Origin of the sequence: Dokdonella sp. (assembly GCF_017744955.1) — a bacterium.
GTDB lineage: Bacteria > Pseudomonadota > Gammaproteobacteria > Xanthomonadales > Rhodanobacteraceae > Dokdonella_A.
On the sequence record NZ_JAGIAG010000008.1, the window covers coordinates 42,498 to 68,001 of the forward strand.

Below are 25,504 nucleotides of genomic sequence, written 5' to 3' on the forward strand. Positions count from 1 at the left end.
GACCGTGACGCAGGCGATAAGTTGCGCGCCCGTGTGCATCGACCGGGCCGGCGTACGGAATTGCCGACCAGCCCTCAGTTTTTGTTCAGAACTTCCGTCCAGGCCAGCGGCTTGCCGACCAGCCAGCCCTGCGCGTACTGGCAGCCGAGCCGATGCAGGATTTCGCGCTGCTCGCGCGTCTCCACGCCCTCGGCGACGAGATCGCAACCGAGCGCACGTGCCATCGCGACGACGACGCCGACCAGAGCCGCGCCACGCTGCATGCCGAGCGCTCTGACGAAGCGGCCGTCGAGCTTGATCTGGTCGAAGTCCAGTGCCAACAGTGCGCCGAGATTGGAATATCCGGTGCCGAAATCGTCGAGCGCGACACGCATCCCGACCGCGTGGCAGCGCGCCATCAGCGCGGTGACCCGGGGGTGATCGAGCACCAGGCTCTCGGTGATCTCGAGCTTGAGCCGATCCGGCGGCAGCTCGCGCTCGCGCAACTGCGCGAGGATGCGTTCCACCAGGCCGTCGTCCTCGAGTTGCCGCGCGGACAGGTTCAGCGCGATGAACGGCAGCGGCTCGCGGCCGCTCCGGCGCAGCTCGGCCAGCATCTCGCAGACGCGCACCAGCACGTAGTCTCCGACCGGCAGGATCAACGAGGTTTCCTCGGCCAGACGGATGAACTCGCTCGGCGACACCGCGCCGCGCTGCGGGTGTGACCAGCGCACCAACGCTTCGTAGCCGGCGATGCGGCCGCTGATGATCTCCTCGATCGGCTGCAGGCGCACTTCGAGCTCCTTGCGTTCGAGTGCCGTGCGCAGCTCGCTTTCGAGGCGGATCTTGTCGAGCGCGAAGGCGTCGCCGGCCGACATCGCACTGTCGCCGCGAACGACCGCCGCATGGCCGCTCAACGTCGCCAGCATCGTGCGGTAGCGCGTCAGCTGGCTCATCAGTAAGGCGCGGACGATGGGGTCGGCGGCGGCGAGGCGGTCGGCGAACTGGTCCGCGTCGATGCGCGTCAGCATGCAATCCGTCAGCGCGCGGGCGGTGGTGGTGCGCGGCGATTCGTCGATCACCGACATCTCGCCGAGCAACATGCCCGGGCCGAGTTCGGCCAGTACGCGACGCTCGCCGAATTGCGTGGTGCTGATTTCGACCCGTCCGGATTCGATCAGGAACGCGCCGCGCGGGGGATCGCCTTCGGCGAACAGGATGTCGCCGGTCCGGTAGCGCTCGCTGTAGGACTGCACGCCGAGATTCCCCCGAATCTGCTCCGGCGCCGATGTCGCCGGCCGGTGCGGCGTCCGGCCATCCTACACAAAAAAGAAGGGCCGCATCGCTGCGGCCCTTCGAGGTCGGATGCGGTTACGGTCCGCAGTTCGGCGGCCGCGGGCTGTCGCCGCAGCTACGCGGAACACCGCTGAACTTGACCGTCGCGCTGGCGGAGCCTTCGCTGGCGAACACGCACTGTCCGCTGCCCAATCCGATGTTGTCGTCCGCGACGAACCCGCTCGCTTCCGCCGAGAAATCGGCCGCTCCGGAGGTGTTGGTCGTCGCGGTGTCAGGCGACAACGTGATCGCGGCGCCGGAACCGCCCGAGGCGCTGCAGGTTCCCGTGATCACCGCGCCCGGCACCAGGACGCCGTCGGCGGTCCGCGCCGTCACCGTGATCGACTTGGTGATGCCCGCGGCCGGCACCGAGACGGAGTTCGGCGAGACCTGCAGGGTGGCCACCTGCACCGCGATGCCGACGCTGGTGGTCTGACCGGCAGCGGACAGGTTCAACTTGCTGTTCGGGCCATCCGCCGGTGTGGCCGGCACGCCGGTCGTGACGACGGTACCGGTCGCGCAGCCGTTGACGCCGGTGAGGCTCGAGAAGCTGCCGTTGCCGCTCTGGCCGTCGACGGAACCCGTACCCGCGGCGAGGTCGAACTCGAACGACACTTCCAGGCCGCGCAGCGGAATGCCGAGCGCATCGGCGACGCAGACGGTGACGTGATCGGTGGTGTCGCCGAGGATCGGATCGGGCGAGGCCGAGATCGTCGCCGGCGCGACGCCCGGATAGACCAGCGTACCGGCAGCCGTGACACGGCGCGGCCCGTTGTTCACGCGGTCGATGCCGTCGCCCTGGGCCCACACCGCCATCGCATTGCCGACCGTGTTGACGGTGTAGGTCAGCTCCGCATGGACGATGCCCTTTTCATCGGTCGTCGCGCTGGTGGTGATGTTGCCGTGCATCGCACGGCCGATCAGGTACGGCAGGACCGAGCCGGTGTCGATCGGCGCGTCGTTGCGGTAGTTGTTGTTGAAGGCCGGCGTCACGTTGAGGCTGGTCGCGCTGTTGACCGACGTCACGGTCACTGCGCTCTCGAGGTCCGAGTTGCCTTCCACCGCGCGGCCGAAGACGAGCAGCGCGTCACCGGCATTCGCGCCGTTCACGCCCGCCGTGGTAAAGCGGCCGGTCGGCGCGGTGAACAAGGTTCCGCCTTCCAGCGGATTGCCGTCGGTACCGGAAAGCAGGAACCGGTTGTCGTTCGGCGTTCCCGGCGCACCTACCGGCTGGTCGACCAGGCCGAAGCGAACCGGCGTGCCCGGGAGCGGAGGATTGCCCTGGCGATCCTTGGCCAGCGCGGTGATCGTCAGCGTCAGCGTCGCATCCGGGTCCGGAGGAATCTGCGTGTCGCCGTTGGTACCGACATTGCCGGAGACCGAATTGATCGTGATGCCCGGCAGGTTCGGCGCGAAGACCGGCGACGTCAGCTCGAGGCTGTAGAGCTTGCCGTCGGAAACGATGACCGAAGTCGTCGAAGTGATCGGATCCTGGATGCCGTTGGTCACGTTGTTGTCGGCGCGATCGACCGTTGCGCGGATCTGCAGCGAGCCCTGCGGGGTCGCGCTGCCGGCCTGGAACGAGGCGACGGCCACACCGCTCACCGTGTGCGACATCACCGACTTGCCGGACGCGGGGCCGGACACCGAATTGCTGCTGAGGATCGCGTCGCCGGTTTCTCCGACGAGCTCGAACTTGACGTTGTCGTAGCCGTTGTTGCCGCCGGCCGGGTCGGAGACGAACTGTCCGCCGCCGTCCCTGACCATCGCGTTGATCGAAGAACTGTTGTTGCCGCCGGAGCTCGGCAGGTAGACGTTGGCCGGAGCTGCGGACAACGCGACCGTCGCCGGCTGCGGGCCGACGCCGGAGGTGACGTTGATCGCCAGGGTTCTCGTCACCGTGTTCCCGGTTTCCGGGTCCTGGGCGGAGGCCGTGAGTGTTGCGGTTCCGGCGGTGACCCAGGACGTCACGAAGATCGTGGCCGACCCATTGTTGAGAGTCAGCGGGATCGAGGCATATCGCTGCGTGAACTCATTGATGTCCTCGGTCGACGGATCGTCCGGAATCGAGATCGTGGCGATATTCGGATTGTCGATCGTGAACGTTCCATCGCCACGCGGCGCCATCAAGGTGCCATTCGCGTTGCGGAACGCGACGCTCACCGTCGCCATGTACGGCGAGCCGATTGCAGGCGGCGTGCTTCCCGCATTCAACGGCAGGCTGGTGCGGTCCGCGGTCAGCGTGATCGAACCGCTCTGCGGCTGCGAGAACGTGCCGCCGTCACTGCCACCGCCGCCGCAGCTGGTCAGCGCAAGGCTGACGAGCAGCAACCCAAGGGTCTTGCCAAACACTTTCATTGAGATTCTCCAGGACTGCAGTTCAGGGTGCGCTTGGATTGCACATGCCGTCGGAAGACCGAGGGCGAAGGATCATTTCAGACTGTCGCTCAGAATGCGGGGCGTCACGAAAATCAACAGCTCCGCCTTGGTGTCGCTGCGCGTAGTCTTCTTGAACAGGTTTCCGAGGACCGGCAGGTCACCGAACAGCGGCACTTTCGTCAATCCATCGGACTTGTTGACCTCGTAGACGCCGCCGAGCACCACGGTTTGACCGTTGTCGACCAGGACTTCCGTGCTGATTTCACGCTTGTCCAGCGTCGGCACACGGCCGCCGCCGGGGTTGTCGACGAAACCTGCGATCGCATCCTTCTTGACGTTGAGGTTCAGCACGACGCGGTCGTCCGCGGTGATCGTCGGCGTGACCTTGAGCTCGAGGACGGCTTCCTTGAATTGCACCGTCGCCGTGCCGAGACCGCCGGCACCGGAGTTCTGATAGGTGACGTAGCCGACTTCCTGGCCTTGCTTGATGTCGGCTTCCTGCTGGTTCGCGGTGATCACGCGCGGGCTCGAGATGACTTCACCGCGCCCTTCGGTTTGCGCCGCCGACAATTCCAGATCGAGCAGATAGTCGGCGCCGAGAATCGCCAGACCGAAGCTGCCGGCCGGAGTGGTCACCGGCAGGTTCACGTTGTAGCGATTGTCCAACTTGTTGCCGGTCTGAGTGACGCGGCCTCCATCCAGACCCGGCGGATAGATCGGATACGGACGGCCGCGATCGACGCGCCCTGCGAAAGCCTGATCCACCATGTAGTCGGTACCGGCAGAGTTTCCGCCTGTCACCACGACGTTGCCGTTGCGATCGGTGCGCGCCGCGTTGACGCCGAACTTGACGCCGAGCTCTCGCGCGAAGCTGTCCGTTGCAATGACGATCCGCGATTCGATCAATACCTGCTGTACCGGGCGGTCGAGCACTGCGACGAGCTGACGAATTTCCTGAATCTTGGACGGAATGTCGCTGACCAGCAGAGTGTTGGTACGGTCGTCGAAGGTCACACTGCCGCGTGTGGACAGGAATCCTCGCTGCGCATTCTGCTGGCCCTGGCCCGCGGTGGCACCGCCAGCCTGGTTCGTCTGCGCTTCTTTGGTGAGCAACGCAGCAATGTCCTTCGCCTTGCCATAGCTGATCGGAATGAAATCGGAGACCAGCGCTTCTTTGTCTTCCATCTTCAAACGCGCATCCGCGATCGCCTCTTCGCGTTCGGCAATCTCCTTCTGCGGCGCGACCCAGATCACGTTGCCGCGCTTGCGCTTGTCGAGTCCCTTGGCCTGCAGCACGATGTCGAGGGCCTGATCCCACGGAACGTTGATCAAACGCAGCGTGACGTTGCCCTGCACGCTGTCGGCGACGACGATGTTGAGATCGGACACGTCGGCGATCAGCTGCAACACCGAACGCGCCGGGATGTCCTGGAAATTGAAGGTGACGCGGCTGCCGTTGTACTCGGGCTCGGCATTGCGGCCTTTGAGTTTGGGATCGTCCTTCTTCGGCGCGACTTCGACGACGTACTCGTTGCCGGTCTGGTAGGCCGACTGCTCGAACGGCTGCTTGGCGACGATTTCCATCCTCGTGCCGCTGCCGCGCGAACTCGTGCTGATCGACTGCACGGGCGTCGCAAAGTCCAGCACGTCGAGTTTCTTCGCTTGCGCCGGCGGCAGCTTCACATTGACCAGATCGAGCAGGATCGTGCCGCCTTCACGCTTCAGATTCACGCCGGCACCGGAACCGCTGAAGCTGACGACCACCCGACCTTCCCCGTTCTTGCCACGGCGAAAATCGACATTGGACACTTCGATTTCATTCGCGGCGCGCACGGTCTTGGTCGGATCGGCCTTGCCTGCGGCCGCGGCGGCGCTGGTGCTGCCGATCAAACCATTGTTGATGGCGACGACCAGGGTGTTGCCGTTGGTACGCGTGTCGTAACCGGCAACGCGGAACAGATCGACGACGACGCGTGTGCGTCCGGCCGCCTCGATGGCCGATACCGCGGACGTTGCGCCGGCGCCGATGTCGATGCGGCGCTTGCTGAGACCATTGCGTGTGTCGGGAAAATCCAGCGCGATGCTCGGCGGCGTCTCGGTCGAGAACACCTGCGGCGCGCCGACCGGCTGGGCGAACTTCAGCGACAACTCGACCTTGCCGCCGGGCAGGGCCGTGTAGCTGACGTCTTCGAGGACGTTTTCCGCCTGCGCAGCGCCGGCGAGCGCAAACCCGAACAGGGCCGCGATGCGAAGCATCCAAGGTCGTAACGCGTGGACCGATCCGGACGCGGGCTTTGTCGTGACTGTCGTGCTCATCTGATTGATTCCCCCGTTGGATCGCTACTGCTTGCCGTCGCCCAAAGCAATCGTCGCCGCACGCTCCATCCAGCCGCCTCCGCCGTTCGGAATCAGCTCGACCAGGTCGATCCGATCCTCGGCGATGGCGCTGATGCGGCCGTAGTTCTGCCCGAGATAGTTGCCGACCCGCACGCGATGGACGACGCCGTCCGGATCGCGTATCAAGCCTTCCATCGACTTCGCCAGCCCCAGCGTGCCGGACATTTTCAAGCCGTCGAGCGGAAACGCCTCGAGCGGCTCGCGCGGACGATTCGGATCCGGCTGCGGTCCGCTGATCGCTGCCTGCTCCTGTTCTTCGGCGCTGAGTTCGAAAGGATTGCGCCGGTCCTTGTCGTTGTAGACGAACGTCTCGAATGTCTTGATGACTGGCAACGGCGTCAAGGGCGCGCCTTTCTTTGCCTTTTCCTGCGCGACCCATTGGCGCAAATCATCGGTCGGCGCGCAGGCGGCGACACCGGCAATGACGACTGCGACCAAACCCGCCCGAGACACGAACTGGAAGGCCTTCATCTCAATGTTCTCCCGCCGCCGGCTTGGCAGCCGGTTTGGCTGGAGCTTTGGCTCCAGGCTTCGCCGCTTCCGCCGCGCGCTGAACCGCCGCCGCTTCTTCGTCGTCGAGATAGCGGTACGTCTTCACCGTGCCTTCGAGCATCAACTGCTCGGGCCCGACTCCCTTCGCCGGAGCGCCTTGCGCCGGGGCGGCAGGACGCAGCGAAACGTCGTGCATGGTCAGGATCACCACACGCGGCAGGGCGGCGACGCTACTGATGAAGTTGCCGAATTGATGGTAAGTGCCGAGCATCTTCAGCTGGATCGGCTTCTCGGCGTAGAAATCTTTCATGACTTCGGCGCCGGGCTGGAACAGCTGGGTTTCGATGCCCGCGCCGAGCGCGGCGTCGGAAATGTCGTTGAGCAGGTCCGGCATCTCCGTCTTGCTCGGGAGCTGCCGCAACATCGTCTGCAGCATCTCCTTCATGTCGTCGAGCTGCTTGCGATAGGCCTCCAAGTTGACGACCTTGGCTTGCTTGTCGCTGAAGTCCTTCTTCAACGTGACTTCTTTTCTGCGCAGGTTTTCGAGCTCCTCCTGCTGGCCGCTGATCTGCAGATACCAGCCGAAGAACAGGATCAGCACGACGATGATCGTGGCGAAGAACACCTTGACCGACTTGGGCCAGCCGCCGACGTTGTGGCGATCGAGATTGCGCAGATCGTCGAGGAAGCTCATTTCTTGTCTCCCGCGGCCGGAGACGTCGGCGCCTGCTTGGCTGCGTTGTCGGCCGGCGGCGCCGGCTTGTTCATCAGCTTGGCAGCGGCGCTGTCGAGCTGGGCACCGAGATCGGCCGGCTTCTTTTCTTCTGCCTGCGGTGCCGGTGGTGCCGGCGGCTGCTTGGCCGGGTCCGTGCCCTGCCCGTCACCCTGCATGTCCTCCGGCTTGCGCAGCTTGACGTCGAGCGAGAACAGGTACGGCAGTTTCTTGTCCGCATCCTTGGCATTGGCCTTGTTCTCGGTCTTGCGCAAATCGCTGCGGCCCATCCACGGCGAAACGTCGATGTTGCGCATGTAGGTCGCAACGCGCGCGTTCGACTCGGCCAGACCTTCGAGCGTCAAGGTGCTGCCGACCTGCTTCATCGACGACAAACGCGCACCGTCCGGAATGGTCTTCACCATTTCGTCGAACAGATGCACCATCTGCGAGCGATTCGACTGCAGTTGCTCGATGATTTCCTTGCGCGTCAGAAGCTGCGAGCGCGTCTTGTCGAGCTCTTTGATCTCCTCGATCTTCTTCTCGAGCCCTTTGATCTCGCCCTGCAGATACGTATTGCGCTCGGTCTGGTTGTCGATCAGATGGCTCATCCAGTAGATCGCGGCGAACAGCACGGCGAACGCCGCCACCGCGGTCATGAGCAGCATCATGTAGAACTCGCGCTCGCGCAGCTTGCGGCGGTCGTTGCGCCAAGGCAGTAGGTTGATCTTGGCCATCAGTCGAAACTCCGCAGCGCGAGCCCGCAGGCGATCATCAGCGCCGGTGCGTCCTGCGCCAGCGTCTGCGCCTGCACGCGGGTGGACAGCGACATGTTGGCGAGCGGATTGGCGACCACGCAGGGTACGCCGAGATGCTCCTCGACCATTGCAGCCACGCCGCCGATCGAAGCGCAGCCGCCGGCGAGGACGACCTGGTCGACGCGGCTGTATTCGCTGCCGGCGAAGAAGAACTGCAGCAGGCGACTGATCTGCTGGACCATCGCCTCCTTGAATGGCTCCAGCACCTCGATCTCGTAGGATTCGGGCAGGCCGCCCTGGCGCTTGGCCAGACCGGCTTCCTCGTAGCTGAGACCGTAGCGGCGCATGACCTCGTCGGTCAGTTGCTTGCCGCCGAACACCTGTTCGCGCGAATAGATCGTGCGCTGGTTCTTCAGGACGATCAGGGTGGTCATCGTGGCGCCGACGTCGACCACCGCGACGACGGCATCCTTCGGCACTGCGAGCTGGTCGGCGATCAGGCGGAACGCGTTCTCCATCGCGAACGCCTCGACGTCCATGATCTTCGCGCCGAGCCCGCCGAGATCGAGCGCGGCGACGCGCAACTCGACGTTTTCAGTACGCGAGGCGGCCAACAGCACGTTGACCATGTCCGGGTTGTCCTTGATCGGGCCGACCACCTCGAAATCGAGGCTGACTTCCTCGATCGGATACGGGATGTACTGGTTGGCCTCGACCTGGATCTGCGCCTCCATGTCGTCCTCGGACAGGTCGGCCGGCATCGGGATCATCTTGGTGATGACGGCGGACCCGGCGACGGCGGCCGCGGCGAACTTGGTCTTGGCGCCGGAACGGTTCAGCGCGCGCCGGATCGCCTCACCGACGGCTTCGACCTCGACGATGTTCTTCTCGACGACGGCATTCGGCGGCAGCGGCTCGACGGCGTAGTGTTCGACGCGGTAGCGCTGACCGACTTGGCCGAGCTGGAGCAACTTGACGGCAGTCGAGCTGATATCGACGCCGATCAGCGACGGCGCTTTCGGTGTGAACAGGCCCACACTTTTCCCCTTTCCCACGCGCCCTTACGAGCGAAAGATGCGCCGCCACATTAGATACAAGTGTTAACGACTTTTCAACGACCACCGTCACAAATGGCAAAGACGAGTGGAATCAGTGGCTTTCTTCTGGAATCCGGTCCCCGCGACCCTTCCGGGCCGGTCCCGGCGGGCGACAGACAATCTATACTCTGGTCCTTCGCGCACGTACCTTGACTGGCATCACAAGTTCTTAACCCTGCAATGACCCTATTCCTCCGCCTGCTGCGCTATGCGCTGTATCTGGTGCTGGCCGGCGTCCTCCTCGGCGGACTGGCGGTAGGCACCGCCTATTGGCTGATCGCGCCGCGCCTGCCTTCCGTCGAGACGCTCAAGGACGTGCGCCTGCAGGTGCCGCTCAGGATCAAGTCCGCCGACGACAAGCTGATTGCAACCTTCGGCGAGACCAAGCGCACCCCGGTGCGCATCCAGGACGTCCCCGAACGCTTGAAGCTCGCCTTCCTCGCCGCCGAAGACGCCGACTTCTACACCCATCGCGGCATCGACATCGGCGGCATCGCGCGCGCGGTCTGGTTGACGCTGAGCACCGGCAGCAAGCACGTCGCCGGCGGCAGCACGATCACGCAGCAGGTCGCGCGCATGTTCTTCCTCAGCCCGGAAGTCAGCTACACGCGCAAGGTGTCGGAAATCTTCCTCGCCTTCCGCATCGAAAGCGCGCTCAGCAAGGACGAAATCCTCGAGCTCTACCTCAACAAGGCCTTCTTCGGTCATCGCTCCTACGGCATCGCCGCCGCAGCCGAGTTCTACTACGGCAAGTCTCTCGACCAGCTCGATCTGGCCGAGTGCGCGATGCTCGCCTCGATCCCGAAATTCCCGTCCACCGGCAATCCGCTGAGCCGCCCGCAACGCGCGCTGGAACGCCGCGGCTACGTGCTGGGCCGCATGCTCGAGAACCGTTTCATCAGCCAGGCCGACTACGACGCCGCGATGAAGGAAACCGACCTCGCGCAGGCACACGAAGCGCCGGTCGAGGTCGACGCGCCGTATTTCGCCGAGCTGGTGCGCCAGGAAGCGATCGAGCGGCTCGGCAACAACGCACTGACCGACGGCTATGTGGTCAAGACGACCCTGAATTCGGCCAACCAGGAAGCCGCCAATCGCGCGCTGCGCGAGGCCCTGACGACCTACGACCGTCGCCACGGCTGGCGCGGCGCGGAAGGCCACGTCGACCTCGCCGCGGACGCGGCGCGCGAGCAATGGGACCAGGCGCTTTCCGATTTCCGGACGATCGCCGGGCTGGTGCCGGCGCTGGTCACCGAGTCGGCCAAGGATCACGCGACCTTGCAGCTCGCCGACGGCCAGGCCGTCTCCCTCGCGCTCGGGGCGATCGAGTGGGCGCGCCCGCGCATCGACGAGGATCGCCGCGGCGCCGCGCCGAAGAGCGTTTCCGACGTGCTCAAGCGCGGCGACGTCGTGCGCGTGCAGCTCGACAACGAAGGCAACTGGAAGCTCGCGCAGATTCCCACGGTGGAAGCGGCGATCGTCGCGCTGAATCCCGAGGACGGCGCGATCGAGAGCATGGTCGGCGGCTTCAGCTTCCTGCGCAGCAAGTTCAACCGCGCGACGCAGAGCGCGCGCCAGCCCGGTTCCGGCTTCAAGCCGTTCCTGTATTCGGCCGCCTTCGATCACGGCTTCACTCCGGCCTCGGTGCTCAACGATGCGCCGGTGTCGTTCCCGGACCCGTCCAAGCCGGACGGCGTGTGGACGCCGAAGAACGACGACGACAGCTTCCGCGGGCCGATCCGCCTGCGCGAAGCCCTGGTCAAGTCGGTCAACCTGGTCTCGGTACGCCTGCTCGACGCGATCGGCGTGCGCTACGCCCGCGAGTACATCACCCGCTTCGGCTTAAGCCCCGACCAGATCCCGCCGAACCTCTCGATGGCGCTCGGCACCGCTGCGGTCGCGCCGCTGGCAATGGCGCGCGGCTTCGCGGTGTTCGCCAACGGCGGCTACCTGGTCGACCCGTACTACATCAGCGAGATCGCCGACCGCGACGGACAGATCGTTTACCGCGCCGATCCCGGCGTCGCGTGCGCGAGCTGCGCCGAACGTCAGCTCGCCGATTCGTCGACTCCGAGCACGCCATCGCCGCCGCAAGCGTCTGCCGCCGATGCGCTGAATCCGATCGGCAGCGCGCATGCGACCACCACGCCGGCCGCTCCCGGCAAGCCGCATCTGGCGCCGCGCGCGATCGACCCGCGCAACGCCTATCTGGTCGCTTCGCTGATGCGCGACGTCGTGAAGCGCGGCACCGGCTCGGCCGCGATGGTGCTCAAGCGCAACGATCTCGCCGGCAAGACCGGGACGACCAACGACCACCGCGACGCCTGGTTCACCGGCTTCAACTCACAGCTCGCGGTCAGCTGCTGGGTCGGCTTCGACGACTTCAGCTCGCTCGGCCGCGGCGAATTCGGCGCCAAGGCCGCGCTGCCGATCTGGATCGACTTCATGCGCACCGCGCTGAAGGACGTGCCGGAACAGCCGTTCGACATGCCGCCCGGCGTCACCCGCGTGCGTATCGACCCGGCCAGCGGCTATCTCGCCGGCGCCGGTGACGGCAGCGCGATCCTGGAAGTCATGAAGACCGAGGACGCCACGCGCTTGGCCGAACGGCCGCCGCCGACGGAAGACGCCGACAACGAGCAGCCGGCCTACGACGTGTTCTGAGATGAGCGGGCGTCACGGCAGTCACGCGCAGATCCGCACGAACGAGCAACGCCGGCGCATCGCGGTCGAAGCCGCGCGCCTGATCAGCGAAGGAGGTCTGCGCGACTACGGGCAGGCCAAGCGCAAGGCGGCCGAGCGGTTGGGTCTGTTCGACGAGATCAACCTGCCGAACAATCGCGAGATCGAGGACGCGCTGCGCGAGCATCAACGTCTGTTCCACGCCGAGGATCAGGCGACGAGCCTGCGCCGTCTGCGCGAGGTCGCTCGCGAGGCGATGCGTTTCTTCGCGCCGTTCGAGCCACGCCTGGTGGGTGCCGTGCTCGAAGGCACGGCCGACGAGCATTCGGCCGTCTGCCTGCACCTGTACTCGGATCAGTCCTACGAGGTCGAAGCGCTGCTGCACGAACGCGGCATTCCGTTCGAAGCGCAGACGCGGCGCCTGCGCATCGACCGCGACACCGCGCAGGACTTTCCGGTCCTGCTGTTCAGCGCCGACGACACGGCGGTCGATCTGACCGTGCTGCCGTACGATCTGCTGCGCCAGGCTCCGCTCGACCGCATCAGCGAGAAGCCGATGCAGCGCGCAACGCAAGCCACGCTCGACGCATTGCTGGAAGAGCCCTAGGCACGTCCGCGGCAAGCTCACCGTTCGGCGGCTTGCCACTCACGCGTATCTCGATCAGCGCTTGTCGATCGCGACGTAGTCGCGCTTGATCGAGCCGGTATAGATCTGGCGCGGACGGCCGATCTTGGTCTCCGGATCGAGGTGCTGTTCGAGCCAATGCGCGACCCAGCCGGCAGTGCGCGCGATCGCGAACATCACGGTGAACATCTCGGTCGGCACCTTCAGCGCCTTGTAGATGATGCCGGAATAGAAGTCGACGTTCGGGTACAGCTTGCGCTCGACGAAGTACGAATCCTTCAGCGCGGCCTGTTCGAGCTCCATCGCGACGTCGAGCAGAGGATCGCTGACGTTGAGATCAGCCAGCACCTTGTGGCACATCTCGCGGATGATCGTCGCGCGCGGATCGAAGTTCTTGTAGACACGATGGCCGAAGCCCATCAGGCGGAAGCCGGAGTTCTTGTCCTTCGCCTTCTCGATCGCCTTGCCGACGTTCTTCGCATCGCCGATTTCGCCCAGCATCTTCAGCACGGCCTCGTTGGCGCCGCCGTGCGCCGGCCCCCACAGTGCGGCGATGCCGGCAGCGACGCAGGCGTACGGATTCGCGCCGGTCGAGCCGACCAGACGCACGGTCGAAGTGCTCGCGTTCTGCTCGTGGTCGGCGTGCAGGATGAACAGGAGGTCGAGCGCCTTCGCCGCTACCGGCGACAGCTGCAGCGGCTCGCTCGGCACTTCGAACATCATGTGCAGGAAGCGCGTGACGTATTCGAGATTGTTGCGCGGATAGCGGATCGGCCAGCCGATCGAGTAGCGGTACGCGGCCGCGGCGATCGTCGGCATCTTGGCGATCAGGCGGATCGCGGCTAGGCGGCGCTGCTCCGGATCGTTCATGTCGAGCGTGTCGTGATAGAACGCCGACAGCGACGCGATCGACGCGCACAGCATCGCCATCGGATGCGCGTCGTAGTGGAAACCGTGCAGGAAGTTCTTCAGCGCCTCGTGCATCATCGTGTGATGCGTGACTTCGTGCTCGAAGGCGGAGAACTGGCCCTGGTCGGGCAGTTCGCCGTTGATCAGCAGATACGCCACTTCGAGGAAGCTCGACTGCTTGGCGAGCTGCTCGATCGGGTAGCCCCGGTACATCAGAACGCCCGCGTCGCCGTCGATGAAGGTGATCGCGCTGCGCGTCGCAGCGGTCGACATGAAACCGGGGTCGAACGTGAAATAGCCGGTTTCCTTGTTGAGCTTGCCGATGTCGAACGCCGGATCGCCGAGCGTGCCGCTCACCACCGGCAATGCGGCGCTCTTGTTCGTGGCGGGGTCGGTGAGCTGGACGGTTTTGTCGGACATGGGCGTACTCCTGGCTGCGGGCCGCCCGCGCACTGGAACGTGCGACGGGGGCAGAACATGCGAATGCGACCGCCGATGCTACGCCGCGGTCAACACACAATTATTGCATGGCAGCAGGTGCGTGCGCCGGGGCCGCGAATCAAGCTCCGGAGCGCCGCGGAAGCGGCGGATGACGCATCGTTCATCTGCGCGTTCGGGCGGCGGAAACGACGAACGCCGGCACGACGGCCGGCGTTCGAAGCGATATCGGTTGAAGCGGAAGCGGAATCCCGAACCTGCGTCAGTCCACGCCGTCTCGGGAGGAGCCCTTCCGGTCTTACTTCGCGTAGCGGCGACGGAACTTGTCGACGCGACCGGCGGTATCGACGATCTTCTGCTTGCCGGTGAAGAACGGGTGCGAGTGGCTGGAAATTTCCACCTTGATCAGCGGATATTCCTGGCCGTCCTCCCACTTGATCGTTTCCTTGCTGGTCATCGTCGACTGCGTCAGGAACGAGAAATCGCTGGAGATGTCCTGGAACACGACCGGCTTGTAGTTCGGATGGATGTCGGCTTTCATGGGATGCTCCGCGGGCTGGGCGGCGATAATATAAGAGCGGCAGTATAACCCGCCCCGGAAAATCAAGGCAAGCGCATACGGCCTTCGCTCCTCCGCAGGCCCATTCAACCGGCCGGGACCCCCAGCGCATCGGCCACCACGGCCTGGAAGCGTTCCTGATCGACCTCGAGCACGATGCGCGCATTGGCCGGCCGACACAGCCGCCCTTCCCAATCGACCACGGTCGCGCCGCGCGTGGCCGCGCCGGTCAGCTCGATGCCGACGTGACGCCGTTCGGCCTTGCGCACGATGGACGGATCGAGCGCCACCGCCATCGCCAGCGCATCGGCGACGACCATGCCGTGCCGGCGCCCGTGCCCCTCGTTGAACAACCGCGCCTTGCGCGAGATCGCCGCGTAGAACTGCCCGCGCGCGTCGCTGGCGGCGACGCTGCGGTCGAACCAGGCGAAATCCATCGCGTGGCGCACGCAGGCCTCCCAATCGACCAGATCGAACTCCGGCCACGCGGAGAACACCACCTGCGCCGCCTCCGGATCGAAACCGATGTTGAATTCGGCCGGCACCAGATGCGTATTGCCGCGACCGGTCACGGCGCCGCCCATGACGACCAGACGCGCGACGCGCGACGGTAGCTGCGGGTCCAGCCGCAACGCCAGGGCGAGGTTCGTCAACGGCGCCAGGGCGACCAGGACGAGCTTGCCGGCGTGCTCGCGCGACAAGCGCAGGATTGCGTTGGCCGCGTGCTCGTCGGCCACGCGTCGCGCCGAAGGGAAATAGCCTGTGTCGCCGAAACCGTCCGCACCGTGCACGAAACCGGCGTCCTCCGCCGGCCATACCAGCGGCACCGGGCAGCCGGCGAACACTGGCGTCTCGGCACCGATCACCTCGACCAGCTTCAGCGCATTGGCGACGGTATGCGCCAATCCGACGTTACCGGCGGCGATGCTGAGTCCGACGACGTCGGCGCCGCGATGGGCCATCAGGATCGCGAGTGCGTCGTCGACGCCCGGATCGGTATCGATCAATAGGGGAAAAGCCACGAGCTCTCCTTACGCATGCGCGGCCGCGCATCATAGCCGCTACGGCCGGCCTGCTTTCGGCCGAGCGGCACTCAGCGCTTGTAGCGCACGTAGAACCGCTTCAGCAGATACGACAGCATGCCCCATGCCCCGGCGTCGGTCGCCTGCAGCAGACGGGCGTTTTCCTGATAGAGATATCGGAGCTGGTTGTCGCGGTTGCCGACCGCCTCGCGCAGCTCGGCAATGTCCGCATCCGACAGCACATGGCCGGCGCGAAAGCGCTGCTCGTCGAGCTGCCGATTGACGTAGTGCGTCGTGTGCCGACCTGCGATCTCGTGCGCCGGCCGGGTCTTCGTGTAGAAATACAGCGCGACGGATTTGCGCGACAGCTGCGCCGAATCGGCCGGCAGGCGGATCTTGTCGAAGCCGTGCCAGCTGTTTTCGGTCGTCTCGAAGATCACGCAGCGATTGAACGTCGGCACGACGCTGACGGCGGGATAACCGTCCTCGTACGGATCGCGGAAGAACTCGATGTTGCCGCCCCACTCCGCCTCCCATCGCGGATTGAGGTAGACGATGAGGTTCAGCCGCCGGTGCCAGCGCTCGCTCGGGTGGTAGTTGAAGTCGATGTGGGCGTGCAGCGTCTGCCCGTGCCGGTTCTCGTGCGTGCCGCCGCCGAGATAGAACGGATCGTAGAGCAGGTGTTCGATGCCGGTGATCTCGCCGACGACGTCGAGGAAGTCGCGCCGGCGGATCGTCGTATCCAGCTCGGCGTAAGCCGGACCCAGGGCACGCACGCGCTCCACGGTGGATTTCCCGCCGTGACGGCCGTCGTCGCCGGCGCTGTTGCCCTGTTCGAACGAAGGAAACTCGGCGAGCAGACGACGGGCGAAATCCGCGTCGAGGAAGTCGTCGATGACGACGTGGCGGAACGGCTTGGCCTGCGTGAAGCGCTCGCGCAGCGACGCGCGCTCCTGTAACACGAGTGGATTGAGCATGCCGGTGAATTCGACCCTGGAAAGCGATGATGCCGCGACGGCCTCGCGCCGATTCATGATATCGCGCGGCAGCGGGACTTCCATCGTCGAAACATCGAAAATGGCGTGGCTCAGAACCTCGCCCCCGATGCCTACCTTCCGATCTGCTTCCCGCGCCGCCTTCGTCTTGCTCGCTGCCGCCCTTCTGCTGCTCACGCTGCGGTGGCAGATCCCGATGATGCTGTGGGACCACCTCGACCTCGTTCCGATCTACGCGGCGTGGAACGACGGCGCGCTCGCCGACTCGATCTTCCTGCACATCCACGGCGGCCACGTCCACACCGCCGCCTATGCGGTCCTGCTGGTCACGACCTGCCTCTCGCAGGGCCACCCCTGGCTGGACGGCGCGGCGAGCTGGTTGTTGCTGCTCGGCTACGCCGCCATCGCGATGCGTCTCGCACGCGACAGTGTCGACGTGTCGACGCGTCGCGGGTTCGCCCTCACCTTGCTGATCGTCCTGCTGGCCTTGTTCCCCGGGCACCTGGCGAATCTGCAATGGGGCTGGCAAGTGGCCGTCTTCCTCTGCCTGTTCGGCACCATCGCGACCATCCGTTGCCTGACCCGGCCGCAATTGTCCGCTTCGGGCCTGCTCGCGGCAGCCGCCGCCACCTTGCTCGCCCTCGCCAGTTTCGCGACCGCACTCGCCCTCGTTCCGACCGCCGTGTTGCTGATTTCGTTGCGCAAGGACTGGTCCCTCCGGAAGCGTTGTGCGGCGTCGCTGCCGTGGCTGGCCGGAGGCATCGCGATCGCCTGGCTGTATCCCGCCGCTCCGGCGGTGAACGACGTCGCTACCCCGCTCTCCCTGCTGCTTTACGTCCTGAACTTTCTCGGCGGCGGAATCGCTCGCTTCGCCACACCGCTCGCGCCGTGGCTCGCCTTCGCCGGACTGATCTCCGGAGTCGCGGCCGCGTGGTCGCTGCGCCTGCGGCGCGACAGCCTGCCTTGGCTCGGCTTGTTCGTCTTCGCGATCGTCGCCGCCGGCCTGACGGCATTCGGTCGCGCCGCGCCGTTCGGCGCGGACCACGCCTTCGTCACCCGCTACGTCAGCTTCTCGTCGACGTTCTGGCTCGGCTGGGCCGGCCTGGTCGGTTGTGCATTGACCGCGGCGACACGCGTTCCTGCGGCGGCCAGGATCTTCGTCTGGACGATCGCGCTGTTCGCCGTCGTCAACGCGCTGCACATGGTCAAGAAGGCCGGCGGCGTGGCGACCAGGACCGAGTCGATGGCGCGGACCATTCGCGACTCCTATCCGCAGGTCGACCGGTCCTTGCTGGCGGAAATCTATTTCGACCAGCCGGACGTCGCGCTCGAACGTCTGCGGCGGCTGTACGAGTGGGGCTTCCCGCCTTTCGACGAACCGCGAACCGGACCGGATCGACCGCCGAATCGGCCTTGAAGCGCATCCCGCGATGAATCGGTCAAGCGCCGGCGAATCTGGCCGAACCGCCGATCCAGCGCGCCATCAACTTCTCGGCGAGATCCGCGTGATCGCGCAACATCGCCTCGCCGACGCGCTGCACGGCCGGCAGCAGCGCGGCGTCGCGCGCGAGATCGGCGACGCGGAACTGCAGCTGTCCGGTCTGGCGCGTGCCGAGCATCTCTCCGGGACCACGCAACTCCAGATCCTTCTCGGCGATGCGGAAGCCGTCGCTGGTCTCGCGCATGACTTCCAATCGCGCACGCGCCATCTGCGACAGCGGTGTCTGGTACAGCAGCACGCAACTCGACGCCGTACTGCCGCGGCCGACGCGTCCGCGCAGCTGATGCAGTTGCGCCAGGCCGAGACGTTCGGCGTTCTCGATCACCATGAGGCTCGCGTTCGGCACGTCGACGCCGACCTCGATCACCGTCGTCGCCACCAGCACGCGCAGCTCGCCGTTGCCGAACTGCGCCATCGCAGCCTGCTTCTCTTTCGGCTTCAGACGTCCATGCACCAGACCGATGCGCAGCTCCGGCAGCGCCGCCGTGAGTTCGGCGAACGCGACTTCGGCCGCCTGCGCCTCGAGCTGCTCGGATTCCTCGATCAAGGTGCAGACCCAGTACGCCTGCCGCCCTTCCGAACACGCCGCGCGGATGCGCTCGATCACTTCGCCGCGGCGCGCGTTCGAGATCGCCACGGTCTGCACCGGCGTACGCCCCGGCGGCAGCTCGTCGATGACCGAAACGTCGAGATCGGCGTACGCCGTCATCGCCAGCGTGCGCGGGATCGGCGTGGCGGTCAGCACGAGCTGGTGCGGCACGACGTCGCCGGTGCGCCCTTTCTCGCGCAGCGTCAGGCGCTGGTGCACGCCGAAGCGGTGCTGCTCGTCGATGATCGCGAGGCCGAGATGACGGAACGCGACGCCTTCCTGGATCAGCGCGTGCGTGCCGATCACGATCGGCGCGCCCTCGGCGACGGCGGCGCGCGCGCTCTCGCGTGCGCGGCCCTGCACCTTGCCGGACAGCCACACCGGCCGGAGGTCGAGCGGCTCCATCCACTTCTGGAAATTGCGCCAATGCTGCTCGGCCAGCAGCTCCGTCGGCGCGACCAGGGCGGCCTGGAAGCCGGCCTCGACCGCCGCCAGCGCAGTCAGCGCGGCAACGACGGTCTTGCCGGAACCGACGTCGCCCTGCACCAGACGCAGCATCGGCGCCGCGACACCGAGATCGCGTTCGATTTCGGCGACGACGCGCTGCTGCGCCGAGGTCAGCGCGAACGGCAGCTGCGCGCGCAGGGCGCGGCGCAAACGACCGTCGCCGGTGAGCACCGGGGCCGAATGGCGACGCACCTGGGCGCGCAAGCGCTTGAGGCCGAGGTGGTGGGTGAGCAGTTCTTCGAACGCGAGCCGCTGCTGCGCCGGATGGCGGCCCGAGGCGAGCGCGGGGATGTCGACGTCCGGCGCCGGCCGATGCACGGTCAGCAGCGCCTCGCGCAACGAAGCGAGCCGCAGCGGTTCGCGCAAGTCGGACGGAATCAGCTCGAGGATCTCGTCCGGCGGCAGGCGCTCGAGCGCGCGCTCGATCACACCGGCGAGCCGCTTCTGGCCGAGTCCGTCGGTGGTCGGATAGATCGGCGTCAACCGATCCTCGGTCGTGGCCGGCGCATCGCCGAGCACGCGCCGATAGGCCGGATGCACGATCTCCAGGCCGTGCGCACCGTGACGGATCTCGCCGTAGCAGACGAAGCGCGCGCCGGGCGCGAACTGCTCGGCCTGCGCGCGGTTGAAATGGAAGAAGCGCAAGGTCAGCGTCGCACGCGATTCGTCGCCGAGGGCGACGCGCAGCTGCGGCCGATAGCGGAAGCCGCGCTCGACCGCTTCGACGACGCCTTCGACCTGGGCGCTCTCGCCGATGCGCAGGTCGCGGATCGGCGTGATGCGCGTGCGATCCTCGTAGCGCAGCGGCAGATGGAACCAGAGGTCCTGCACGCGCTCGAGCCCGAGCTTGCGCAGCGTTTCGCGCAAGGCGGGACCGACACCGGGCAGGTCCGAAACCGGCGCGCCGCCGACGTCCACCGGCGAGGCGCGGGCGGACCTGACAGGAGTGCGCGACATGCCCGGACGGCGATGCGGCGTCAGTCGAACGCCGCGATCATGTCGATTTCGACCTGGGCACCGAGCGGAAGCGCGGCGACGCCGATCGTCGAGCGTGCCGGGAACGGCTCGCGGAAATACTGCTTCATGACGTCGTTGACGGCGGCGAAGTTGCCCAGATCGGTCAGGTAGATGCCGACGCGCACGACCTGGTCGAACGACGCGCCCGCCGCCGTCAGCACCGCCTTGAGGTTCTCGAAGACCTGGCGCGCCTGCGCGCCGATGTCGCCTTCGACGAGCTTGCCCGTGGCCGGATCGAGCGGCGTCTGACCGGAGGTGTAGAGCGTGCTGCCGATGCGCACGGCCTGCGAATACGGGCCGATCGCCTTGGGGGCGTGATCGCTGTGGACGATGGTGCGGGACATGGGGGACGCCTGAGTGGAGGGTTGGCGAAGAATAGCCAACCGCCGCCGCAATAGGCAGCTCCGTCCGGATCCCGATGCCGCGAATCTCGCAACCCTAGACGGGATGCCGCCGCACCGCCGTGACGACCTGCAGGCGACGCACGCGACGCATCACGTCGGCGAGATGCTTGCGATTGCGCACCTCGATCGTGAACAGCATCGTCGCGGTCATCAGGTCGCGTTCCTTGTACTCGACGTTCTCGATGTTGGAACCGGCGTCGGCGATCGCCGCGGCGACCTGCGCGAGCACGCCCGGCTTGTTGGCGACCTCGATACGCAGTTCGATGCGGTAGTCGCCCTGCACTTCCTTGTCCCAGGCGATTTCGATGCAGCGCTCCGGCGCCTTGCGCAGCTCCGGTACGTTCGGGCATTCGAGCCGATGCACGACGATGCCCTTGCCGGCGGACAGATAGCCCATGATGTCGTCGCCGGGCACCGGGTGGCAGCAGTTGCCGAAACTCAGCACGCCGCGCTCGGCGCCGCTGATCAGGATCTTCTCGCTGCTCTGCGGACGCACCGCCTGCAGCGTTTCGCCGTGACCGCTGAGCAGCGCCTGCGCGACGGTGTCGGCGACGCGATTGCCGAGCGCGATGTCGGCCAGCAGTTCTTCCAGCCGCTTGTATTTCTGCTCGGCCAGATAGCGATCGAGTGCCGCGTGCGGCAGGCTCTCGAGCGAAGCGTCCAGCGCGTCGAGCGCGCGGTCGAGCATGCGGTGGCCGAAGTCGACGGCGTCCTCGTGCTGCAGGCGCTTCAGATGATGGCGGATCGCCGTGCGCGCGCGGCCGGACACGACCCATTCGAGCCATTGCGGGCTCGGGCTCGCCGACGGCGCGGTGACGATCTCGACGGTCTGGCCGCTGACCAGGCGCGTGCGCAGCGGTACGAGCTTCTTGTCCGCGCGCGCGGCGACCGCGTGGTCGCCGACGTCGGTGTGCACGAAGTAGGCGAAGTCGAGCGCGGTCGCGTTGCGCGGCAATGCGAGGATCGCGCCCTTCGGCGTGAACAGGTAGACCTCGTCCGGGAACAGGTCGACCTTGACGTTCTCGATGAATTCCAGCGAGGAAGGCGTCTGCGTCTGGCGGTCGACCAGGTTCGACACCCATTCGCGCGCTCTCGATTGGGCGCTGTTGGCCGGCGTCGCGTCGGTCTTGTAGGCCCAGTGCGCGGCGACGCCGCGCTCGGCCACCGCGTCCATGTCCTCGGTGCGGATCTGGATCTCGATCGGCGCGCCGAACGGGCCGAACAGCACCGTGTGCAGCGACTGGTAGCCGTTCGCCTTCGGGATCGCGATGAAGTCGCGGAAACGTCCGTCGAGCGGCTTGTACAGGCCGTGCACGGCGCCGAGCGCGTGATAGCAGTGCGGCACGCTGTCGACGACGACGCGGAAGCCGTACACGTCCATGACCTGGGCGAACGACTTGTGCTCGTTCTGCATCTTCGAATAGATGCTGTACGGCGATTTGATGCGGCTGATGACGCGATGGGCGACGTGCTCGGATTCGAGCCGCGCGTTCAACGCCGCCTCGATGCGCGCCATCGCCTCGCGACGGTTGCCGAGCACGGCACGGATGCGCTCGGCGATGACGCGGTGGCGGTCCGGATGCAGCGCGCGGAAGCCGAGATCCTGCAGTTCGGACTTGAAGCGGTTCATGCCGAGCCGCTGCGCGATCGGCGCGTAGATTTCCAGCGTCTCGCGCGCGATGCGCCGTCGCGCTTCCGCTTCCATCGCGCCGAGCGTGCGCATGTTGTGCAGGCGGTCGGCCAATTTGATCAGGATCACGCGCAGGTCGCGCGCCATCGCCAGCAGCATCTTGCGGAAGCTCTCCGCGGCGGCTTCCTGGCGGCTGCGGAAGCGCACCTTGTCGAGCTTGGTCACGCCGTCGACGAGCTCGACCACGGTGGTGCCGAACTCGGCGGCGATCTGCTCCGAGGTCAGCTGGGTGTCCTCCAGCGTGTCGTGCAGGATCGCCGCGATGATCGTTTCGGCGTCGAGACCGAGGTCGGCGAGGATGCTGGCGACCGCGACCGGATGGGTGATGTAGGGTTCACCGCTCTTGCGCGTCTGCCCGGCGTGGGCGAGCGCGCCGATCTCGTAGGCGCGGCGCACGCGTGCGACCTGCTCGGCCGGAAGATAGACCGCGAGCTGCTGCTCGAGCGCCCGCACGTCGGCGGGAGGCTGGGCCACCGTCGGCGTCCGCGTGGGCCGGGCCGCAGTCGTGGCCATGGTGGCGTCGCCCTTCAGGCGGCCTCGCAGGGAAGTCGAGACGGGCGGCGCCAGGCGTCCATCAGAGGTCGTCGCCGCCCTTGCTCAGATCGTCGTCGACCTCGGCCGCGGCCCACTCCAGTGCTTCGCGTTCCTTGCGTTCGCGCTCCTGGCGATCGATCTCGTCGATCATGGTCTGGTCGACCTTGCGATCGGCGATCTCGCGCAGCGCGAGCACGGTCGGCTTGTCGTTGTGGGCGTCCACGGCCGCCGTCGCGCCCTTGGCGAGCTGGCGTGCGCGCTTGGTCGCCATCAGTACCAGCTCGAAGCGGTTGTCGACCACTTCGAGGCAATCTTCCACGGTGATGCGTGCCATCCGAAATCTCCGAAACGAAATCAAAGCCAATTCATGGCTTTAGCGGAGCCCATTGTAGCGTCCTGGATTTGTGCGGCGCAAACAAGACAGGGATCGCCGGGAAAATCCTGGCTCTTGTGTAGTGCACCGAGAGCCCCAATTCGCGTAGCCTAGCCGCGCGGAAAGGGACTACCCGTGGCGAAAGCGCCCAGACGCCCCGCGCCACCGAGACGAGTATCGATGCGATCCACAACCGATTTCGCCCGCCTGCGCGCGGGTCTGCTGGCTGCCAGCGTCGCCTTCCTGGCCGGCTGCACCATCGCCAAGCCGCGCACGGACGACCCGTGGGAAGGCTTCAACCGCAAGATGTACGCGTTCAACGACGCGGCCGACAAGGCGGTGATCCGCCCGGTCGCGGTCGGTTATCGCAAGATCACCACGCCGAACATGCGCCGCGTGGTGTCGAACTTCTTCGCCAACATCAAGATGCCGATCACGATCGTCAACGACGTGCTGCAGGCGGAGCCGACGTCGGCACTGCGCAACACCGGGCGCTTCGCGATCAACACCACGCTCGGCTTCCTCGGCCTGTTCGACCCGGCCAGCGAGATGAGCCTGCCGCCGGACAACACCGATTTCGGCGTCACCCTGGCCAAGTGGGGCCTGCCGGAAGGTCCGTACCTGGTATTGCCGCTGATCGGCTCGACCACCGTGCGCGACGTGTGGCGCATGCCGGTCGACAACTACTTCGATCCGCTCGGCTGGTATGCGCGCGAGCACGACGACTACGCCTTCCTGCAGCGCTACGGCCCGAACCTGGCGTATCTCGTCACCCTGCGCGCGCGCGCGATCGACGCCGAGAGCCTGCTCGAAGGCGTCTACGATCCCTACGTCTTCTATCGCGACGCCTATCGCCAGCGCCGCCTGTACGACATCTACGACCGCAATCCGCCGACCGAGCTGATCGAGCAGATGCAGGGCACGGACGACGTCGACATCGACGAGCTGCTGAAACAGCAGCACGAGTACGAGCAGCAGAAGAAGAACGGCGGCGACACGAAGTAGGCGCGGCGGGAAGTGCCGCGCCGGAAGGCTCAGGCGATGCCGAGCAGCGGCTCCACCCCACACAGGTGCGCCAGGGCACGCAGCCCGGAAGGCGTGCCGGCGAGCCGCAGCGATCGCCCGGAAGTCGCGGCGCGTGCAGCCCAGGCGAGCAGGACCGCGAGCGTCGCGCTGTCGACGCGCTGCAGGCCGGACACGTCCAGCTCGACCGCACCGCCGCCGCCGTTGCCGAACACCTCGTCGGAACGCTTGTAGGCCGTACCCGCCTCGGCGAAACCGAGCACGCCGCTGACGCGCACGCGCGTCGCGTCGACGCGCTCGATGCGCAACGCCTCGGCGGCGCGATCAGCCACCTTGCTGCTCTTTTTCCATGGTCTTCAGCGCGTCCACGCCCTGCGTCTCGAGACGCTTGATCAGCGCGTCGAGGCTGGACTTCTGGATCTCCGCCGCGACCTGGTTGCGGTAGTTGGTGACGTAGGAGATGCCTTCGACGATCACGTCGTAGGCCTTCCACTCGCCGCTCGACGTCTTGCGGAACGCGTAGTCGACCGCGATCGGCTTGCCGTCGTCGAGCGTGACCTGGGTGCGCACGATCGTCTTCTTGTCGTTGGTGTCGCCGCGGCTCGGCAGCACCTTCACGCGGCCCTTGGTGTAGTTCAGGAGGCCTTCGGCGTAGCGATGCGTGATCGACTCGTAGAACGCCTTGGCGAAGCGGGCACGCTGTTCCGGCGTGGCGGCACGCGCGTACTGGCCGAGCACGAGGATCGACGCGTAGTCGATGTCGAAATGCGGCAGCAGGATGCCGTCGATGACCTTCAGCAGCTTCTCGCGATCGTTCTTCAGCTCGGACTGATGGCCTTCGATCGCCTTGGCCAGATCGTCGGCGATGGTCTGCACGACCGTCTGCGGATCCGCCGCGGCATGCGCCGGCGGCAACACGGCGACGCCGAGCAGCAGAACGAACGCGAGACCGATGGTGCGCAACATGGAGTCACTCCTTCTGGTGGTTGTCGGCAGACGGCTTGGCGGCGTCCTGCTCCGCCGGTTTCGGCGAACCGCTGACGAGGAACTTGCCGATCAGGTCCTCGAGCTGCAGCGACGACTGCGTGAGCAGGAATTCGTCGCCGTCCTTGAACATGTCCGGCGAGCCGCCGGGCTGGACGCCAACGTACTGATCGCCCAGTAAACCGCTGGTGAATATCGCCGCCGAGGAATCGTCCGGCAGCTCGCTGTAGTGCCGGTCGATCGAGAGCTTCACGCTCGCCTGCAGCTTGACCGGATCGAGTTCGATCGCCGAGACCGAACCGATGCGCACGCCGGCCAGCTTCACCGGCGACCGCAGCTTCAGCTGGCCGATGTTGGTGAAGCTCGCCTTCAGCGTGTAGGTGTCGCCCTGGCGGAAGTTCGCCACCGAGGTCGTCTGCGTCGCCAGATAGGCCAGCGCGGCGAAGCCGAGCAGGATGAACAGGCCGGTGCCGACTTGGTAGGAACGTCGTTGAGCCATGACT

At 66.2% G+C, this 25,504-nt stretch carries 22 protein-coding genes; 4 read left to right on the forward strand and 18 right to left on the reverse strand.

Annotated features, from left to right (window positions below; all coding sequences use genetic code 11):
* Positions 1-74: 74 nt before the first annotated feature.
* From J7520_RS15310 to J7520_RS15340, 7 genes are all read right to left on the reverse strand, one after another.
* Positions 75-1,235, reverse strand: coding sequence for an EAL domain-containing protein (locus J7520_RS15310; RefSeq protein WP_291189906.1), 1,161 nt, complete (start codon positions 1,233-1,235; stop codon positions 75-77).
* A 115-nt stretch (positions 1,236-1,350) separates the two neighbouring features.
* A complete protein-coding gene (locus J7520_RS15315) occupies positions 1,351-3,672 on the reverse strand; it encodes a hypothetical protein (RefSeq protein WP_291189909.1) in 2,322 nt (773 codons plus the stop codon).
* 72 nt (positions 3,673-3,744) lie between these two features.
* Positions 3,745-6,009: a type IV pilus secretin PilQ gene (gene pilQ, locus J7520_RS15320; RefSeq protein WP_291189912.1), complete on the reverse strand. Its 2,265-nt coding sequence runs from the start codon at positions 6,007-6,009 to the stop codon at positions 3,745-3,747.
* Between the two features lie 24 nt (positions 6,010-6,033).
* Positions 6,034-6,561, reverse strand: coding sequence for a pilus assembly protein PilP (locus tag J7520_RS15325; protein ID WP_291189914.1), 528 nt, complete (start codon positions 6,559-6,561; stop codon positions 6,034-6,036).
* 1 nt (position 6,562) lies between these two features.
* On the reverse strand, positions 6,563-7,276 hold the full coding sequence (gene pilO / locus J7520_RS15330) for a type 4a pilus biogenesis protein PilO (RefSeq protein ID WP_291189917.1): 714 nt from the start codon (positions 7,274-7,276) through the stop codon (positions 6,563-6,565).
* A complete protein-coding gene (locus J7520_RS15335; protein ID WP_291189919.1) occupies positions 7,273-8,031 on the reverse strand; it encodes a PilN domain-containing protein in 759 nt (252 codons plus the stop codon). The genes pilO and J7520_RS15335 overlap by 4 nt, the downstream gene beginning before the upstream one ends.
* A complete protein-coding gene (locus J7520_RS15340) occupies positions 8,031-9,089 on the reverse strand; it encodes a pilus assembly protein PilM (RefSeq protein WP_291189922.1) in 1,059 nt (352 codons plus the stop codon). Before J7520_RS15340 ends, J7520_RS15335 begins: the two co-directional genes overlap by 1 nt.
* A 240-nt stretch (positions 9,090-9,329) precedes the next feature.
* Between J7520_RS15340 and J7520_RS15345 the strand changes: the two genes are divergently transcribed.
* Together J7520_RS15345 and J7520_RS15350 are read left to right on the forward strand one after the other, a co-directional pair.
* Positions 9,330-11,813, forward strand: a complete 2,484-nt coding sequence (locus J7520_RS15345; RefSeq protein ID WP_291189925.1) for a penicillin-binding protein 1A — start codon at positions 9,330-9,332, stop codon at positions 11,811-11,813.
* A 1-nt stretch (position 11,814) separates the two neighbouring features.
* Complete coding sequence (locus J7520_RS15350; protein WP_291189927.1) at positions 11,815-12,438, forward strand: hypothetical protein; 624 nt, start codon at positions 11,815-11,817, stop codon at positions 12,436-12,438.
* Positions 12,439-12,492: 54 nt separating this feature from the next.
* Here J7520_RS15350 and J7520_RS15355 read toward each other — a convergent pair whose 3' ends face one another.
* The 4 genes from J7520_RS15355 to J7520_RS15370 form a co-directional block, all read right to left on the reverse strand.
* The gene (locus J7520_RS15355) at positions 12,493-13,785 is read right to left on the reverse strand and encodes a citrate synthase (protein ID WP_291189930.1); all 1,293 of its coding nucleotides are present in this window, start codon (positions 13,783-13,785) and stop codon (positions 12,493-12,495) included.
* Positions 13,786-14,101: 316 nt separating this feature from the next.
* A complete protein-coding gene (locus J7520_RS15360; RefSeq protein WP_291189933.1) occupies positions 14,102-14,344 on the reverse strand; it encodes a type B 50S ribosomal protein L31 in 243 nt (80 codons plus the stop codon).
* A gap of 104 nt (positions 14,345-14,448) precedes the next feature.
* Positions 14,449-15,384: a nucleoside hydrolase gene (locus J7520_RS15365; RefSeq protein WP_291189935.1), complete on the reverse strand. Its 936-nt coding sequence runs from the start codon at positions 15,382-15,384 to the stop codon at positions 14,449-14,451.
* A gap of 71 nt (positions 15,385-15,455) precedes the next feature.
* Entirely contained in the window at positions 15,456-16,361 is a 906-nt protein-coding gene (locus tag J7520_RS15370; RefSeq protein WP_291189938.1) for a 2OG-Fe(II) oxygenase, read from the reverse strand.
* A 166-nt stretch (positions 16,362-16,527) separates the two neighbouring features.
* Here J7520_RS15370 and J7520_RS15375 point away from each other — a divergent pair, with 166 nt between their 5' ends.
* Positions 16,528-17,796 carry a hypothetical protein gene (locus tag J7520_RS15375; protein ID WP_291189941.1) on the forward strand — a complete coding sequence of 423 codons (1,269 nt, stop codon included), beginning with the start codon at positions 16,528-16,530 and terminating at the stop codon, positions 17,794-17,796.
* Between the two features lie 22 nt (positions 17,797-17,818).
* On the opposite strand, the gene recG is transcribed toward J7520_RS15375, so the two are convergent.
* From recG to rpoZ, 4 genes are all read right to left on the reverse strand, one after another.
* Positions 17,819-19,933 carry an ATP-dependent DNA helicase RecG gene (gene recG, locus J7520_RS15380; RefSeq protein WP_291189945.1) on the reverse strand — a complete coding sequence of 705 codons (2,115 nt, stop codon included), beginning with the start codon at positions 19,931-19,933 and terminating at the stop codon, positions 17,819-17,821.
* Positions 19,934-19,953: 20 nt separating this feature from the next.
* A complete protein-coding gene (locus J7520_RS15385) occupies positions 19,954-20,337 on the reverse strand; it encodes a RidA family protein (RefSeq protein ID WP_291189948.1) in 384 nt (127 codons plus the stop codon).
* A gap of 94 nt (positions 20,338-20,431) precedes the next feature.
* A complete protein-coding gene (locus J7520_RS15390) occupies positions 20,432-22,561 on the reverse strand; it encodes a bifunctional (p)ppGpp synthetase/guanosine-3',5'-bis(diphosphate) 3'-pyrophosphohydrolase (protein ID WP_291189951.1) in 2,130 nt (709 codons plus the stop codon).
* 100 nt (positions 22,562-22,661) lie between these two features.
* Positions 22,662-22,955 carry a DNA-directed RNA polymerase subunit omega gene (rpoZ, locus tag J7520_RS15395; RefSeq protein WP_291189954.1) on the reverse strand — a complete coding sequence of 98 codons (294 nt, stop codon included), beginning with the start codon at positions 22,953-22,955 and terminating at the stop codon, positions 22,662-22,664.
* A 219-nt stretch (positions 22,956-23,174) separates the two neighbouring features.
* Here rpoZ and J7520_RS15400 point away from each other — a divergent pair, with 219 nt between their 5' ends.
* Positions 23,175-23,999, forward strand: coding sequence for a VacJ family lipoprotein (locus J7520_RS15400; RefSeq protein WP_291189957.1), 825 nt, complete (start codon positions 23,175-23,177; stop codon positions 23,997-23,999).
* Between the two features lie 29 nt (positions 24,000-24,028).
* On the opposite strand, the gene J7520_RS15405 is transcribed toward J7520_RS15400, so the two are convergent.
* The 3 genes from J7520_RS15405 to mlaD are packed head-to-tail and all read right to left on the reverse strand — an operon-like array spanning position 24,029 to position 25,500.
* Complete coding sequence (locus J7520_RS15405) at positions 24,029-24,349, reverse strand: STAS domain-containing protein (protein ID WP_291189959.1); 321 nt, start codon at positions 24,347-24,349, stop codon at positions 24,029-24,031.
* Positions 24,342-24,983: an ABC transporter substrate-binding protein gene (locus J7520_RS15410; protein WP_291189963.1), complete on the reverse strand. Its 642-nt coding sequence runs from the start codon at positions 24,981-24,983 to the stop codon at positions 24,342-24,344. Before J7520_RS15410 ends, J7520_RS15405 begins: the two co-directional genes overlap by 8 nt.
* 4 nt (positions 24,984-24,987) lie before the next feature.
* Positions 24,988-25,500 carry an outer membrane lipid asymmetry maintenance protein MlaD gene (gene mlaD, locus J7520_RS15415; protein WP_291189966.1) on the reverse strand — a complete coding sequence of 171 codons (513 nt, stop codon included), beginning with the start codon at positions 25,498-25,500 and terminating at the stop codon, positions 24,988-24,990.
* Positions 25,501-25,504 lie beyond the last annotated feature (4 nt).